Genomic DNA, 14160 nt, shown 5'->3' on the forward strand with positions numbered 1-14160 from the left:
CAATGACTTTTTACCGTCCAGCAAGCCGCGTGCGCTATCGGGGTCTGACCCCGATTAGGGAAGATTGCATAACTGGGGTCAGACCCCGGTTACAAAACACGGTCGACTTCGAAGCAAGTGCCAGTTTTTTTTACTTGCAGTTTATAAAAGATTTTTCCAGGCGTGGGGAGAACGGTGCGGTCAAGCGTTTTGCCGTGGTGTTGAAATCGCGCCAACCGGCGAATCCGCCAAAATGCGGTGGGCTCGGCGCGTCGTCTGCGCCGGCCTCGCCATCGGTGGCCGGTCACGCCTGGTTGAAGCGCGGCGCGAACGGCTCCAGGTCCACCCTGGCGGCGTTCGCGATGAAGGAAACCGCGTGGTAGTTGCCGACCAAGGCGATCAGTTCGATGATTTGCGCCGGAGAATAATGCAGCGCCATCTCACTCCACAGGCCGTCCAAAATGGTTGAGCTGTCGTGCAGTTCGTCGGCGGCCTTGAGCAACATCGCCTCGTGTGCGGGCAGGTCGTTCGGTCCGTTCGTCAACGTTGCCGCCACATCGGCCGCGCTCAATGTCGCCTGTTTCGTGAACAAGGCGACGTGTACGCCCCATTCATACTCCGAGCCGCAACGGGCGCAGGTGCGCATGATGAGCAATTCGCGCGCGCACGTCGATCGACCCCTTGTCGAGCAAATTGCTGGCGAACATGCGCTCGATCACGCGCGGATTGTGTGCCTGCGTCCGGAAAATTTTCAGCGGCTCCATGCCGGGAGGCAGGAACTTGGCGAATGCCGCCGCGACCGGATCGGCAAACGGGGCTTCAAGCGGGACTATTCTGGTGCTCGACATACGGATCTCCCTGAGGTGGATGCTACAATCGGATAATGCTACGAATAGTGTAGCATTACGCTACGCTTAACGTAGCATCGGGAGAGTTGATGGCCGCACCAAAACCAGGCGCGCCGGTGCGCTGCTCCGACACCGGACGGCCGATCATGGCCTTGCTCGATCTGCTGGGCCGGCGCTGGGCGATGCGCATCATCTGGGAGTTGCGCGACACCCCCCTGACGTTCCGGCAATTGCGCGAGCGCTGCGACGCGATGTCGCCGACGGTGCTCAATCAGCGCCTGCACGAGCTGCGCGAGACCCTCATCATCGAAACGGCGCAGGCGGGCGGCTACACCCTGAGCCAGTCCGGAAAAAGCTTACTGAAGGCCATGATGCCCTTGCTGCAATGGTCCGAGGAATGGCAGAAAATGCTGGTCTCGGCAGAATCGGAGACGGATCTATAACTTCCAAACAGCGGTGCGCCCATGCGAAGCGGGTCGCCGCCGCGCGTTGTTTACGCCCGAATCGATTGGCAAAAAAATGGCAAGCGCCACGCGTGCGGGGGCGCGGGTATTTTTATGGCAGCACTATGGAAACGTTTATAATTTAACTATTGATCCAGATGGTTCCGAGGGAAACTCGACCAGCTGGATGAATATTTAAGACCCGAAGCCGTTCTTAACCCAGCAAACAACCAGGACATTCATGAAAATTTCGCACATCGCCATCGCTACTGCTTTATCCGTCGCCGCCGGCCTCGCATGCGCCCAGGCGCCAGGCGCCTCGTGCGACACCAAGAGCAGCGCCACGCAGCGTGTCGCCCGTTTTGACGCCGATATGAACGACCTGCGCGCAGCACAAAAGCAGCGCGAAACCGTCGTGCAAAAACAAATGGACGACATCGGGAACAGGATGGTCGCCAGCAAACGCTGGACCAAAGCGCAACGTGGAAGCTTTCTGGTCAACGTAATGGGCGAGCCGGCGATCGCGAAATTCGAAAGCGACAAAATGGCGATGTTCGGGAAGTTCATGGAGGCCGGTCCCGCATTCGAGAAATCCAAGAAGCAGGGCGATCCGACCAAGGCCTGTGCGGCCGCCAACAGCATGTATTCCATGCTCGAGCAAATCGGCAAGATCAACGACCAGGAGTATGCCCTGATGCTCGAATCGATGCAAAAGGCCGAATCCGGCAAGAAGTAATCCGAAGGCAGGGCGCGGCGATGCCGCTGCGCCTGGCCTGGCCGTCCCCTCTTAAAGGAAAGCGACTCCATGAACATTCCAGAGAAACTGCGGTCGATCACATCGTCGCTGACCGAGCGCAGCAGCGAGCGCAAGCGCTTGCGCGGTCCGGCCAATCTGTATTACGCGATCGCCGATTCGATCGGCATGCTCGACGCGCAGGCTTGGAAAAACCTGGGCGACGCGTCCGGGTTCTTCATGTCGCACGCCTATCTCAAGGCCTTGGAGCATGTGCTGCCGACGAACTTGTCGCCCCGGTACGCGATGATCTATAGCGGCGAGGGCGCCGACCGGGTGGCGGTGGCGGCGCTCTATATGCAGATCGCCGAGATCAGCCTGGCGCAGGCGCGCCCCGAGAAGAACTGCGCCGATGCCGTCGCCACCCCGCTGGAACAGTTCGCCCAAAAGGCCAAGCAGCGCGTGCTCACCTGCGGCAACTTGCTGACATTCGGCCAGCACGGCATCGCGTTCGCGCAGGGCGTCGATCCGAAGCTTGCCTGGCACGGCGTGGCCGAGGTGCTGTACCGCGTGCGCCAGGCCGAAAAGCTCGCCGGAAAAACCCAGTTCATCATGATCAAGGACTTGCACGCGCCATTCCTCGAGCAAGCCGCGCATCTGGAGAACCTCAGTTACCGCTACGTGGAAACCGAGCCCAATATGTTGTTGACGCTCGACGCGGGGTGGAAGAACCACGACGACTACCTCGCCAGCCTCGCGTCCAAATACCGGACCAAGGTGCGCAACGCCATTTTCAAGACGATGGAGGAGGCGGGCTGCACGGTCGAACATGTGTCGGACCTGGCGGCGATCCAGGACCAGATCCACCTGCTTTACAAGGCGGTCCAGGTGAACGCCGATTTCCGCCCGATCGAATTGCAGCCGCATTATTTTCCCGCCTTGCAGAAGGTCGCGGGCGAGCGCTTCCGCTGCAGCGTGGTCAAGCGCAAGGACGCGCTGTTGGGCTTTTTGATCTCGGTGGCCGATGGCGACACCTCGATCGCCTACCACATCGGATTCGACCGCGCGGCGGCGGCCGAATTGCCGATCTATTTGCGCCTGCTGCACGCGGGCATCGCCGATGCGATCGGCATGGGGTGCAAATCGATCTCGTATGGCAGGACGGCGCTGGAACCGAAGGCCTCCCTCGGCGCCAAGCCGCAGACATTCGGCGTCATGGTGCGCCATACCCAGCCGATCCTGAACAAGGCGATCAAGCACTTCCTGCTCAACATCGATCACGACGACGCGCCGGAACGCAGCCCGTTCAAGAAGGCGGCCAAGGCGGGCGTCGACGCCGCCGGCGCCGAGTCGGTTTGACGGTATCGCGCGTCACGCGCCCGTCATACGCGGGAGGCAAAATGGGGCATTCGAGTTGGACGCTTGAATATCTCCTTTCAGCCCGCGCCCGCAATGGCGCGGGCGTTTTTTTGCGCGCCTGATATTGCTTGAGCGTCCAGGTCGATGGGCTGCCGCCGCGGCGCCGGGGAATCGTTCAGCGCTTCGGATTTTTTTTCGGCGTCTGCCGCGCGCGCGCCTTGTGCGCAGCCTGGAACGCGGTTCTATATTGCTTCCAGTCGGCGATGACCTGGTCGCGGTAGCTATGCGCATAGGCGAGCAGCGGCGGGCGCCAGGAGGCGGCGTCGGCGGCATGGGCGATCCACGCGTCGGCATCGGCCGCGCCCTCGCGCCCGCCGGCGCGCAACTGGCCCCAGGCCAGGATCTCGCCCATGCTGCGCATCACGCCTTCGAGACGCTGCGGTTTGCCGTCCCAGGTGTCGAGGGCCAACCGGTCTTGGCTGGGCAGCAATTCTTGCAGCACGTAGGAGCGGGTGCCGATGCTGACGGCCTCGAGGAATGCCGGCTCGATCGCTTGGACCCGCTGCCCGATGGCGACCACGCGCTGCGCCTGGCTGCCCCATGCCGGCTGCTGGTGGGGCAGATACGGCGCGAGGGCAGATTCGGGCGTGTACTTCAGGTCGAGCAGAAAATGGCCCTCCGGGGCGCCGCGCCCGCGTACCAGAATGACGTAGCGCTCCAGTCCAAGGCTGCCCGTGCCGGCGATGCGGCGCGCGACGTCGAGGACCTTGAAAAAAGCCGGGTCCTGTTGCCGCTGCGCGTAAGTGGCCATGAATGCAGCGACTTTTTCACGCTCGGCTTTGGTGACGGGCAAGGCCTTGGCGGGGTCGAGCCGCAATGTGCGCTTGCCGTCGACGAGTTTGCTGCGCTCGTTCAAGAAACCGACGCGGCCGCGCGTCTTCACACTTTGCAGCAGTTCCTTCACCATGCCCCTTGCCACGGGCCGCTCGACCCAGCGCGGCTTGCCTTTGGCCAGCGCGGCCACGTAGGCGTCCAGAAAGCAATTGCACAGGTCGGTCGGCAATTCCGGGCCCAGCCCCAGCGACTCCGCGGCGACCAGCACGCTGACCAGGAAGCGGGACAGTTCCCAGTTCGCCGGCGCCAGCACCGCCTCGCCGAAGTCGTTGATGTCGAAATAGGTCAGGCGGTTGTCGCCCTTGTAGCTGCCGAAGTTCTCCAAATGGAGGTCGCCGCAGATCCAGGCCAGCGGCGCCTGGCCCTGTTTCATGGAGTCGGGAAAATCCTGGTAGAACAGATGGCATGTGCCGCGCAGGAAGGTGAACGGGTCCTTGGCGAGGGCCTTGTATTTCAGGCCGACCCGTTCGGGCTCGCGGTCGGCGTTGAAGGCGGCGACGAGGCCGGCGACATTGCGTTCTTGTATTTTATGCATCGTGTTGTCCTTGATGAGCAATGCCGAAATGACAGGGTACACGCTTCGGTCCTTGCAGCGCCGCGCGCGCTTATTTGAATGCGCCGGCCGGCGCGCCCGGGCGTCCGATCATTGGTGGGTCTCGGATTGCGGGGCGCTGCCGCGGCCGCCCAGCATGGCGCCACCGGCAAGGATGGTAACGAGCACGCGATGGAGGCGCGATGGCGACTTGTCGATGATGGTGGAGTGGATTCGCGTGTGTGCCGCTGGCATGGGTCCCGTCAGTACGTCAGGTTCAGCTGGTAGATCGCGGTGGTGCCGCTGACCTCGTTGCCGACGATCAGAAGCGGCTTGCCGTTCGGGGATTTATCGGCCATCACCAGTGCCAGACCCTCGGGGCCGCGGTCGCCCGTCGCGCCGGTGCGGGTGTTGAGGTAGGTCGCGAACACCGGCGCGGTGGGAACGCTCACGTCGTACACGGCCACGCCGCCGATGCGCTCGAGGCCGACGAAGGCGAAGGTCTTGTCGCCGAACGCGCCGACCACGACGCCTTCTGGCTCCGGTCCCTTGCTGGCGCTGCGCCCGTCGAGGCTGTTGTTGTCGTGGCTGGCGTTGAACGCGACATTGGACAAGGCCTTGGTGCGCTGCTCGAGTTCGTCGCCGGAATCGTAGACCCGCACGATGTCGGTCGACCAGATCGAGAACGAGCGCGCCCCGAACGAAAACAATTCGCTGCATTGGCCGAGCGCGTTCTTGCCCGTCTTGCCGCCGTTCGGGGTGCTCGTCACGCGCAGCCGGCCCAGGTTCGAATCGAACAGCAGATTGGCCGCGTCGGCGCCGAACACGGCCGGGTCGAGCCCGAGCGGGCAATGCGCGCGCACCCGTACCTCTTCATCGAAGCCAGGCCAGTCGGCGCGCGCGTCGCCCTCGTTGGCGGTGATCAGATAGCTGCCGCCTTTGACGCTGAACATGGCCATGCCGTCGGGCAGGTACATGCCCTTTACCGGCTGCGGCGCGATCTTGATGGCGGGTGTGCCCGAGTTGGTGTTGGTGCCGCCGTCCTCGTCGCTCGCATCCATGCCGGCGCCGGCCACGTTGTGGTTCTTGAAGCCGAGCGGCTTGACCGAGGTGATCTTGGCGCCGGCGATGTCGACGAGCGCGATCGCATTGTTCTCCTGCAGCGTGACATAGGCGGTCTTGCCGTCGGCGGCGACCACGATGTACTCGGGCTCGAGGTCCTGGGCCGCGTTCGCGCCCGGTCCGTAAAGGCGCACGCCGGCGTTGCGCAGGTCCGCCTCGCGGCCGATGAAGTCCTTGAAATGGGCCGTCGCGACGGTCGGGGTGCCGCCGCGGTTGACCGTGATGACGCTGACCGAGCCCTCCGGATCGACCGAGTCGGCCAGGCCGTAGCTGTTCGGCTCGCCCTCGTTGGCGACGAGCACGCTCTTGCCGTCGGGCGTGAACGCGACCATGTCGGGCAGGGCGCCGACGCCGACGGCGTGCAGGAATTTGAGGTCGGCCGCGTTGTAGAAGGCGACCACGCCGGGCGCGGTCTTGACCTTGGCCTCGACCGCCAGCGCGACCAGGCCGTCGTGGATCGCCACGCTGTTGACGCCGCCGCCGAGCGCGGCCACGCTGATGGTGCCGAGCAGTTTTGGCGCCGATGGCGTGGCCAGGTCGAGCACGTCGACCGAGCCGTTGGCGCCGTTGACGACGAACAGGCGCTTGCTGGGCGGGTCGTAGGCGGTGATTTCGGCCGCGCCGGCCGCGGCGCCGTCGTAGGCGCCGATCTTTTCGAGCGACAGCGACGTCGGTGTCGGCGCCACGTCGCTGCCGCCGCAGGAGGCGAGCATGGTCAGTGGGAACAGCATTGCCAGCAGGTGGCGGCGGGTGGGGATGGTCATCGTGTAAGCCTTGCGCAGTGGTCGAAAACTGCGATTATTGCAACGCTCGATGACGTGCTTATGACATCGGCCAAGGTCTTTCGGCGGGCGACGGCGAACGCAGTCGGCGCTAGCGGAATATGGCGCGCTTTAAAATGCGGCCGCGGCCAGCACCCTTGCCGAGCGTTGCAAAATGCCAACCGCGGGAACATCGGTGGCGCCGGCTGCGCCATGGCCGAACGCCGTGGCCGGCCTGCGGCGCCGGGTCGGCCACAGGTCTTGCTGCAGCCGGTGGGCCGCGAGGACATGCTCGACCTCGTCCCAGAATTTGCGTGTGTTGCCTTTGATGGCGTCGTAGTAGATCAGCATGCCGCCGGTGATGGCGTTGGCGCCGACCGAGATCACGCCGTCGACATTGGCGAGCGCGGCGAGCACCCGCTGGCGCCGTCCCGCATCGTGTTTGAGCTCGCTGAAGCGAAGCCGTAGGCGTCCAGCCTGCTGTTGGGGGTGTCCGTTCATGTCGTTCCTCCTTTGCGTGCCACCACAGTAGCAAGGCAAGATGACGCGGACATGACAGATGCAATTATTTGGCGGGGGCGCTCGCGGTCAAGTCATCGCGTTGGCCTCGGGCGCTGCAGGCGGGTGATGGCGATGCCCATCAGCAGGCCCCAGAAGGCGCCGCCGACCCCGAACAGGGTCAGGCCCGAGGCCGTCACCAGAAAAGTCACCAGGGCCGCGTCGCGCCCGGCCTCGTCGGCCAGCGCCGTCGCCAGGCTGTTGCCGATGGTCGAGAGCAGGGCCAGGCCGGCGATGGCGAGGATCAGCGATTGCGGGAACGCGATGAGCAGGCCGGCCACGGTCGCGCCGAACACCCCGGTGGCAAGATAAAAGGCGCCGGCCCAGATGGCTGCCCGGTAGCGCCGCGCCGGGTCGGGGTCGGCGTCCCGGCTCATGCAGATGGCCGCCGTGATCGCGGCCAGGTTGAACGAAAAGCCGCCGAACGGGGCCAGCACGAGGCCGGTCAGGCCGGTCCAGCCGATCAGCGGGGCGGCCGGGGTCTGGTAGCCGTTGGCGCGCAGCACGGCCAGCCCGGGCAGGTTCTGCGAGGCGAGCGTGACGATAAACAGCGGCACCCCGACCCCGACCATGGCCGCCGGCGAGAACACCGGCATGGTCCACACGGGCGCGGCCAGTTGCCAGCGCACTTGGTCCATGCGGACCGCGCCGCCGGCGAAGGCGACCGCCAGGCCGGCCAGCAGGGTCAACGGCACGGCGTAGCGCGGCAGCCAGCGGCGCGCGGCGAAGAAGGTGGCGATCATCAGCGCGACGAGCAGCTTGTCGGCGGCGAGCGCGCCGAACGCCGAGGTGCCGAAGCGCAGCAGCACGCCGGCGAGCATCGCCGCGGCGACCGCGTTCGGGATGCAACGCATGATGCGTTCGAAGCCGCCGCTGACGCCGGCGATGGTCATCAGGGCCGATGCGAGCATGAAGGCGCCGATCGCCTCGGCCATCGGCACGCCCACCAGGCTGGTCGCGAGCAGGGCGGCGCCAGGGGTCGACCAGGCGGTCAGGACCGGGCTGCGGGTGGCCAGCGACAGGCCGATGCAACTGAGCCCCATGCCGATCCCGAGCGCCCACAGCCACGACGATAGCTGCCCGGGCGTCGCCCCGGCCGCGTTGGCGGCCTGGAACACGACCGCGGCCGAACTCGTGTAGCCGACCAGCACGGCGATGAAACCGGCCGATATGTGTGAAAAATGCTGGTTGCGCGCGGCGCGGGAGGGTGATTCGCTCATGACGGTATCCATCTGGTTGACTAAAACGTGCGTTATAGCGCACGAAATCAGCATAGCATCGTGCGTTATACTGCACAACGATCCAGCCTCAATAATTTGCCCCGCACCATGTCCGAAACCAGCCCGAGCGCGCTATCGTCGTATTTGTCGCAAACCTTGCGGGCCCTGCGTGCGGCGCGGGTCTGGAGCCTGGAGCGCGCCGCGCGTGAGACCGGCGTGAGCAAGGCGATGCTGGGCCAGATCGAGCGCGGCGAATCGAGTCCGACGATCGCCACGCTTTGGAAGATCGCGACCGGCTTCCAGTGTTCCCTGTCCGCGTTTCTGGCGCCGTCGGCCGGGCAGGCGCCGGCCACCTTGTTGCGTTCGGCATCTAGTCTTCGCGGCAAGCCGGCGAGCGATGAAATGCTGCTCGCCCCTTTGTTCCCGTACGACGCCGGTTTGGGTTTCGAGATGCTGGAGCTGACGCTCGGTCCCGGCTATGAGCGCCTGTCGGATCCACACGCGGCCGGCGTGATCGAGCATGTCATCGTTGTGCGCGGCGCGATCGAAGTACTGTTTGACGGGGGGTGGCAAGCCTTGGCCGAGGGCGACGCCGTGCGTTTTGCGGCCGACCGTCCGCACGGCTACCGCAATACCGGAACGTTGCCGGCGCTGTGCCACAACCTGATTTGCTATCTGGGTAGCACGGCACCGCCAATTTATTTTCCATAAACCACCGGATTCAACAAAATCCCTTGGATGGGCTCCGACCCGGGCTCCGACCCGGGGTCAGACCCGGGGTCAGACCCGGGGTCAGACCCCGGTGGCGCGTCAGGCGGCGACGCCCTTCAAGCCGGCAGCCACCTTCACCATGGCCTGGTTCTTTTCCTTGACCAGCGCGTCCAGTTGGACCATGAGTTTTCTCGCCGCTTCGGCTTGCTTGGCGCTCTTGACCTTGACCGCGAAGCGCTTTTTGATCACGCCGTCCTTGCCTTTCGGGTCGACGGTGTTGAAGGAAAAGACCAGCTCCTTTCCCACCGTGACCTCATGGCTGCCGCCGGTCGCGGTTTTGTGCGTGACCGTCTGCGGCGGTATGTAGGTCCCGTCCGAGGCGTGGGTGCCGCTCGTGGAACTGGTCGAATAGCTGTAATTGAGGCGCGTTTCCTTGATGTTTTCGACGCTCATGCTTGCCGAGAAGGGCGTTGCGAAGTACCGCTTGCCGTCGAAAAATAGGGCGATCGGGGAGACCGCCTGGCGCGGATCGATCACGATCTTCAGCTTGCCCACGAAGCAAAAAACGGTATTGCCCCGGTAGGTTTTTTGATAGCTTTTTTTATCGCGGATGCAGAACAACACCAATGCCAGGCCCAACAGCGTTGCCTGTATCGTGCTTGGGAAGGTGAGAACGTAGAGCAGCAGGAGATCCATATCGACTTTCAACGGTAACGCACAAGGCGCAGCAGCAGCACCACGGCGATCGTGCCGAGGTTGATCATCAGCGTCACATACAGCCAGTGGAAAATGGTGCCCCGGTTGGCCTCGGGCGCGGCCAGGTTGGTCAGCTCGCAGCGGCTGGTTTTCTCCTTGCCGATCGGTGTCGCGGCGACCAGTTTGTAGTCGGGCGCGATGCCATATTGGCTGTCCTGGCCGGCGAGCATGCGGCAAACGTCGTTGGCGGCGGTCGCGGGCGACTTCAGGGCGCTCGGGTTGTTGCGGATGCTTTCGAGCGGCAGGTAGCAAAGCGGCTTCTTCCCGCGGGTGCAGCGCCTGAGCTTTTTATAGGCCGCCTGCGAGGTGAACAGCTTCGCGAGCGCGGGTTTGGCGAGAATGGCCCGTTCCTGCGGCGCCAAGTTGGGGCGCTCGATCATCGCCATCGGGTCGTACAAGGTGGCGGTGTAGGCCGCGGCCGCAAAGCCGGCCAGAAGTACCCAGCGCGATAGCAGATTGGACGGGGGAGCCTTGAACTTGCCGCTGTTGTGCGTCGGGTACAGATCGGCATAGGGCTCGCTGTGGCGGGGCGCCAGTTCGACCGTTTTGATATAGCTGTTTTGCAGGGCCAGGATGTAATGCTTCCTGATCGTCTCATCGGTTGGGCCAAACATGGGGTTCCTGATCCTGAAGGTGTCGTCGGCGTGCGCCTATTGCGCCATATGATGCACGAGACCATGATAAATTGTCAATCTGGCATTGATGATGTCTGCCGCGAGCGTCCCGACCCGAAAATTTTTTTCCGGTTTCCGGCCCGGCCCGCGAATAGTGGTTATCCCGCCGCGCTTTCGTGTGCGCGCGGGTCGATCAACCATCAACCATCAACCATCAACCACTATCAGGAGCCCGTATGGACGCGAACGTTCAAACCCTGCTGGACCATTTTGAATCCGAGGGATTCCGCACCGAACTCGATAGCGACGGCGATATCCGCTTCAAATGCGAGGGCCTGGGTTTTGTGCTGTGCTTCGACGCCAAGGATCCCGGTTTCGGCAAGCTGGTCCTGGCCAATGTGTGGGAAATCGAAACCCCGGCCGAGTTGCAATTGGCACTCGCGGTGCTCGACAACATCAACCGCAAGGTCAAGGTCGTCAAAGGCCACACCCAGCGCGACCAGGTCTGGTTCACGGTGGAGCTGTGGTTCGACCAGCAGGCGCGCTGGACCGAGTATCTGCGGCGCGCCATCCGCGGCCTCGGCCATGCGTTGACGATGTTCGCCGCACAGATGCAGGAGGCCAATGCTGCCAGCCGCGCGGCGGTGGCAAAACGTGCAAACTGATTGTTTTGGCCATTTCATGTCAATGTCTTACAATTGTCGCGAAGAAAAACACATCGATGGCCCAGCGGGCGCCGCCGCCATTCTCCAGGAGCCTAGAAGCATGCATGAGCAGCCTTACCCCACAGCCCGGACAGGTTGCGGCCGTGTCTGAACCAGATCTGAATAACGCCGAGCTGACCGCGCTGTTGCGCAAGTTCGGCCAACCGCGCGGGCGCGGGCGCGATCTGGACGCGGCGCACACGGCGTTCTACAACTGCCTCGAGAAAAAGCTGGAAAAGCAGGCCCTGCAGTCGACCCGCTACAACGCCGATGTCGCGAAGGTGGCGGTGCAGGAGGCGTGGGTCAAAATCGTGCGCAGCGCGCACAGCTACGACCCCAAGCTGGCATCGGTCGAAACCTGGGCCAAGCTGATCACGCGGCAATGCGCGATCGACCAGTTGCGCTTGCTGTACAAGGACGGCAAACTGATCGAGGAGGACGGCGGCGACTTCGATTCGTTCGCCTGTCCTTTGCCCCCAAGCGCTGACGCGCTGTACCAGAAACAGGTCGAGCGGGCGGCCGCGCTGTGCATCGAGGCCTTGCCAAGCGGTAAGCGCAATTACCGCCTGGCGCTCGAGTTGGCGCTCGACCCGGATCTGAGCTACGCCGACATGACGTGCCGGCTGCAGGAGCAGGTGCAAGGCGATCTCATTCTCAACACCGAAAGGGTGCGCGGCTGGGTCAGGCATGCTACCGAATTGATGCGTACCTGCCTGGACCAAAAGCTCGGTTGGAACAAGGAAGGGCGCACCACATGAGCGGCGATTCGACGCGTTTCCGGGAGCTGTGCTTCCTGTTCGTCTGCAACAAACTCGACGATGCCGAGACGGCCTGGATGCATTCGATGTTGCTGGCCCTCCCCGCGCTGGCCGCCGAGGTCGCCGACAGCGAGGCCGCCGCCGCGCATGCGCGCGCGGGCCTTGCGCACAGTTACGCCGCGGCCGCGCCCTTGCTGTCGCTCGCCGAAATGATGGCGGCGGTCAATCAGGGCGGGCCGGCCAGGCTGGCGCGCCCGCGCGCCTGGATCGCGCAGGCGTGGCGGGTGGCGCCGTCGCGGGCCTGGGCGGCGGGGGCGGCGGCGATGCTGGCGCTCGGTCTTGGCGTGCAGACCTACCGTCTCGAGACGGTCCGGGTGGACGCGCGCTGGCGCGGCGCGTCCGATTCCGCACAAGCGGGCCGGCAACTGTTGATGGTGGTCTTTAGCGACCAGTTGAGCGTCGGCCAATTGCGCGCGCTGCTGGCCGGGATGAATCTCGAGATCGCGGGTGGACCGGACGAGCAGGGCGTGGTGTGGCTGGCCGTCCCCGACGGCGGCGCCGAACAGGCGCTGGCAAGCTTGCGGGCAAACAAGGCGGTGCTCGACGCGCGCCTTGCGGGGGCGCCCAAATGAGCGCCGCACGCCTGGTCAAATTGGCGCCGGCCGGCGGCCCCGGCGCACGCCTTTGGCGTCGCGGCGCCGCGCTGGCGCTCGCGCTGGTGGCCGCCGCGCCCGCCGCCGTGGCCGCCGCACCAGGCGACGCCGCGGCGCTCGACTACCGCCAGGCGACCAAGCTCGCCCTGGTGGTCGGCAACCAGCGCTACGACGAGGGCTTCTCCCTGCCCAACGCCGAGCGCGACGCGCGCTTGATCGCGGCGCGCCTGCGCGCGGCCGGCTACGCGACCTCGCTGGTGCTCAACGCCGAGCGCGCCACCCTCTACGCCGAGATCGGGAAACTGGCCACCGGACTCAAGGACGGCGGCGTCGGCGCCTTCTATTACGCCGGCCACGGCCTGCAGATCAAGGGCCGCAACTATCTGATCCCGAGCGACGCGCCGATGCGCCGCGCGGCGGCGCTGGCCCCGGCCGCGCTGCCGGTCGACTATCTAATCGCGCGCTTCAAGGACAGCGGCGCGCACCTGTCGATCATCCTGCTCGACGCCTGCCGCAACGAGGCCGCCGCGCTCGGCGGCCGGCCCGTGTATCGCGGCTTCGACAGCACCGGCTTCGTGCCCGAGCGGGCGGCCAACGGCATGCTGGTGGCCTACGCCACCCAGCCGGGCGAGCGCGCGCTCGACGGCAGCGGCGCCAACGGGCCGTTCGCGCTGGCCCTGTCGAACTGGCTGGCGCGTCCCGGCGTGCCGCTCGAGCTGGCGATGAAGCATGTTATGGCCGAGGTGCGCGCCGCGACCGGCGACGCGCAGCGGCCCTGGGTCGCGACCTCGATGGTGGGCGACTTCGCGCTGGTGCCGGCGGCGGCAAGCCGCGCGATGCTGTACCGCCCGCGCGGCCCCGGCGCCGGCGGCGCCTCGCGCGGCGCGCCGCCGGAAGCCGACGGCGGCGTGGCGCAATGGTTCCAGAGCCAGAGCGTGGCCGAACAGATGTTGTTGGCGACGCAAATCAGGCGTGAAGCGAAGGCGCTCAACCGCGATGACCTGCCGCGTCTGGCGCGCCAGGCCAGGGGCGGCAGTGTCGTCGCGCAGGCCGTGCTCGGCGCCGCCCACCGCGACGGCTTCGGCGTCGGCCGGCAGGCCACGCGCAGCAATGCGAAGGCCCTGGCCTGGTACCGGATGGCGGCCGCGCAGATGATGCCGTTCGCGCTCAACGAGCTCGGCGAGATGTATCACCTCGGCCACGGCGTCACCCGCGACGACGGCCGGGCGCGCGGCTATTTCGAAGCCGCCGCCGCGCACGGGTTTCCACCGGCCAAGTTGAACATTCTGCAGATGGGCGCCGAGGGCGGCACGCCCGGGCCGGCGCAGCTGCTTGAAATGCTGCTGCCAAAAAAATAGTTTACCGCTTTCGGACGGCGGCGCCGCTTAGTTGTGCGGGGCCGGTCCGGGTGGCCGTGCGGCCCAATCGGGCCTTCCCGCATTTCTGGTAAACGTTACATATAGGTTATTATTCTTTCCCCGCATCAGGTACCGCGCCCCCGGGCGCGGCCAGACC

16 protein-coding genes are annotated in these 14160 nt (G+C 65.1%); 8 read left to right on the forward strand and 8 right to left on the reverse strand.

Features of this window, described 5'->3' with window-relative positions; genetic code table 11:
* Positions 1 to 283: 283 nt before the first annotated feature.
* Positions 284 to 625, reverse strand: coding sequence for a carboxymuconolactone decarboxylase family protein (locus C7C56_RS29305; protein WP_219933138.1), 342 nt, complete (start codon positions 623 to 625; stop codon positions 284 to 286).
* Positions 591 to 827 (reverse strand): hypothetical protein, encoded by a 237-nt coding sequence (locus tag C7C56_RS29310; RefSeq protein WP_219933139.1) that lies wholly within the window; start codon positions 825 to 827, stop codon positions 591 to 593. The genes C7C56_RS29305 and C7C56_RS29310 overlap by 35 nt, the downstream gene beginning before the upstream one ends.
* 89 nt (positions 828 to 916) lie before the next feature.
* Here C7C56_RS29310 and C7C56_RS10935 point away from each other — a divergent pair, with 89 nt between their 5' ends.
* The 3 genes from C7C56_RS10935 to C7C56_RS10945 all read left to right on the forward strand — a co-directional run bounded on the left by C7C56_RS10935 (position 917) and on the right by C7C56_RS10945 (position 3362).
* The gene (locus C7C56_RS10935) at positions 917 to 1270 is read left to right on the forward strand and encodes a winged helix-turn-helix transcriptional regulator (RefSeq protein ID WP_106757437.1); all 354 of its coding nucleotides are present in this window, start codon (positions 917 to 919) and stop codon (positions 1268 to 1270) included.
* A 241-nt stretch (positions 1271 to 1511) separates the two neighbouring features.
* On the forward strand, positions 1512 to 2006 hold the full coding sequence (locus C7C56_RS10940) for a hypothetical protein (protein WP_106757438.1): 495 nt from the start codon (positions 1512 to 1514) through the stop codon (positions 2004 to 2006).
* A gap of 69 nt (positions 2007 to 2075) precedes the next feature.
* Positions 2076 to 3362: a GNAT family N-acetyltransferase gene (locus tag C7C56_RS10945; protein WP_106757439.1), complete on the forward strand. Its 1287-nt coding sequence runs from the start codon at positions 2076 to 2078 to the stop codon at positions 3360 to 3362.
* Between the two features lie 175 nt (positions 3363 to 3537).
* Here the strand turns inward: C7C56_RS10945 and C7C56_RS10950 are convergent, their stop codons facing one another.
* From C7C56_RS10950 to C7C56_RS10965, 4 genes are all read right to left on the reverse strand, one after another.
* The gene (locus C7C56_RS10950) at positions 3538 to 4791 is read right to left on the reverse strand and encodes a DUF2252 domain-containing protein (protein ID WP_106757463.1); all 1254 of its coding nucleotides are present in this window, start codon (positions 4789 to 4791) and stop codon (positions 3538 to 3540) included.
* 260 nt (positions 4792 to 5051) lie between these two features.
* Positions 5052 to 6674, reverse strand: coding sequence for a choice-of-anchor I family protein (locus tag C7C56_RS10955; RefSeq protein ID WP_106757440.1), 1623 nt, complete (start codon positions 6672 to 6674; stop codon positions 5052 to 5054).
* A 129-nt stretch (positions 6675 to 6803) separates the two neighbouring features.
* Positions 6804 to 7172 (reverse strand): HMA2 domain-containing protein, encoded by a 369-nt coding sequence (locus C7C56_RS10960; RefSeq protein ID WP_146204420.1) that lies wholly within the window; start codon positions 7170 to 7172, stop codon positions 6804 to 6806.
* Between the two features lie 92 nt (positions 7173 to 7264).
* On the reverse strand, positions 7265 to 8461 hold the full coding sequence (locus C7C56_RS10965; protein WP_370660200.1) for a benzoate/H(+) symporter BenE family transporter: 1197 nt from the start codon (positions 8459 to 8461) through the stop codon (positions 7265 to 7267).
* 96 nt (positions 8462 to 8557) lie between these two features.
* Between C7C56_RS10965 and C7C56_RS10970 the strand changes: the two genes are divergently transcribed.
* Positions 8558 to 9160, forward strand: a complete 603-nt coding sequence (locus tag C7C56_RS10970; RefSeq protein ID WP_106757442.1) for a helix-turn-helix domain-containing protein — start codon at positions 8558 to 8560, stop codon at positions 9158 to 9160.
* Between the two features lie 99 nt (positions 9161 to 9259).
* On the opposite strand, the gene C7C56_RS10975 is transcribed toward C7C56_RS10970, so the two are convergent.
* A complete protein-coding gene (locus tag C7C56_RS10975; RefSeq protein ID WP_106757443.1) occupies positions 9260 to 9856 on the reverse strand; it encodes a hypothetical protein in 597 nt (198 codons plus the stop codon).
* 8 nt (positions 9857 to 9864) lie between these two features.
* Complete coding sequence (locus C7C56_RS10980) at positions 9865 to 10530, reverse strand: hypothetical protein (protein WP_106757444.1); 666 nt, start codon at positions 10528 to 10530, stop codon at positions 9865 to 9867.
* 236 nt (positions 10531 to 10766) lie between these two features.
* On the opposite strand from C7C56_RS10980, the gene C7C56_RS28765 reads away from it, so the two are divergent.
* The 4 genes from C7C56_RS28765 to C7C56_RS10995 all read left to right on the forward strand — a co-directional run bounded on the left by C7C56_RS28765 (position 10767) and on the right by C7C56_RS10995 (position 14003).
* On the forward strand, positions 10767 to 11195 hold the full coding sequence (locus tag C7C56_RS28765; RefSeq protein ID WP_181373124.1) for a hypothetical protein: 429 nt from the start codon (positions 10767 to 10769) through the stop codon (positions 11193 to 11195).
* Positions 11196 to 11299: 104 nt separating this feature from the next.
* A complete protein-coding gene (locus C7C56_RS28770) occupies positions 11300 to 11992 on the forward strand; it encodes an RNA polymerase sigma factor (protein WP_181373125.1) in 693 nt (230 codons plus the stop codon).
* Positions 11989 to 12624: a hypothetical protein gene (locus C7C56_RS10990; protein ID WP_106757446.1), complete on the forward strand. Its 636-nt coding sequence runs from the start codon at positions 11989 to 11991 to the stop codon at positions 12622 to 12624. The genes C7C56_RS28770 and C7C56_RS10990 overlap by 4 nt, the downstream gene beginning before the upstream one ends.
* Positions 12621 to 14003: a caspase family protein gene (locus tag C7C56_RS10995; RefSeq protein ID WP_106757447.1), complete on the forward strand. Its 1383-nt coding sequence runs from the start codon at positions 12621 to 12623 to the stop codon at positions 14001 to 14003. Before C7C56_RS10990 ends, C7C56_RS10995 begins: the two co-directional genes overlap by 4 nt.
* Positions 14004 to 14160 lie beyond the last annotated feature (157 nt).

This window comes from Massilia glaciei (assembly GCF_003011895.2).
In the GTDB taxonomy this organism is placed as follows: domain Bacteria; phylum Pseudomonadota; class Gammaproteobacteria; order Burkholderiales; family Burkholderiaceae_D; genus Telluria_A; species Telluria_A glaciei.

Excerpts from the sequence above, each read along its gene's own strand:
- C7C56_RS10995 (WP_106757447.1), top strand. The coding sequence starts at position 12,621 with ATGAGCGCCGCACGCCTGGTCAAATTGGCGCCGGCCGGCGGCCCCGGC.
- C7C56_RS10990 (WP_106757446.1), top strand. The coding sequence starts at position 11,989 with ATGAGCGGCGATTCGACGCGTTTCCGGGAGCTGTGCTTCCTGTTCGTC.
- C7C56_RS10980 (WP_106757444.1), bottom strand. The coding sequence starts at position 10,530 with ATGTTTGGCCCAACCGATGAGACGATCAGGAAGCATTACATCCTGGCC.
- C7C56_RS10950 (WP_106757463.1), bottom strand. The coding sequence starts at position 4,791 with ATGCATAAAATACAAGAACGCAATGTCGCCGGCCTCGTCGCCGCCTTC.
- C7C56_RS28770 (WP_181373125.1), top strand. The coding sequence starts at position 11,300 with ATGAGCAGCCTTACCCCACAGCCCGGACAGGTTGCGGCCGTGTCTGAA.
- C7C56_RS10960 (WP_146204420.1), bottom strand. The coding sequence starts at position 7,172 with ATGAACGGACACCCCCAACAGCAGGCTGGACGCCTACGGCTTCGCTTC.
- C7C56_RS10935 (WP_106757437.1), top strand. The coding sequence starts at position 917 with ATGGCCGCACCAAAACCAGGCGCGCCGGTGCGCTGCTCCGACACCGGA.
- C7C56_RS28765 (WP_181373124.1), top strand. The coding sequence starts at position 10,767 with ATGGACGCGAACGTTCAAACCCTGCTGGACCATTTTGAATCCGAGGGA.
- C7C56_RS10965 (WP_370660200.1), bottom strand. The coding sequence starts at position 8,461 with ATGGATACCGTCATGAGCGAATCACCCTCCCGCGCCGCGCGCAACCAG.
- C7C56_RS10945 (WP_106757439.1), top strand. The coding sequence starts at position 2,076 with ATGAACATTCCAGAGAAACTGCGGTCGATCACATCGTCGCTGACCGAG.
- C7C56_RS10970 (WP_106757442.1), top strand. The coding sequence starts at position 8,558 with ATGTCCGAAACCAGCCCGAGCGCGCTATCGTCGTATTTGTCGCAAACC.
- C7C56_RS10940 (WP_106757438.1), top strand. The coding sequence starts at position 1,512 with ATGAAAATTTCGCACATCGCCATCGCTACTGCTTTATCCGTCGCCGCC.
- C7C56_RS10955 (WP_106757440.1), bottom strand. The coding sequence starts at position 6,674 with ATGACCATCCCCACCCGCCGCCACCTGCTGGCAATGCTGTTCCCACTG.
- C7C56_RS29305 (WP_219933138.1), bottom strand. The coding sequence starts at position 625 with ATGCGCACCTGCGCCCGTTGCGGCTCGGAGTATGAATGGGGCGTACAC.
- C7C56_RS10975 (WP_106757443.1), bottom strand. The coding sequence starts at position 9,856 with ATGGATCTCCTGCTGCTCTACGTTCTCACCTTCCCAAGCACGATACAG.
- C7C56_RS29310 (WP_219933139.1), bottom strand. The coding sequence starts at position 827 with ATGTCGAGCACCAGAATAGTCCCGCTTGAAGCCCCGTTTGCCGATCCG.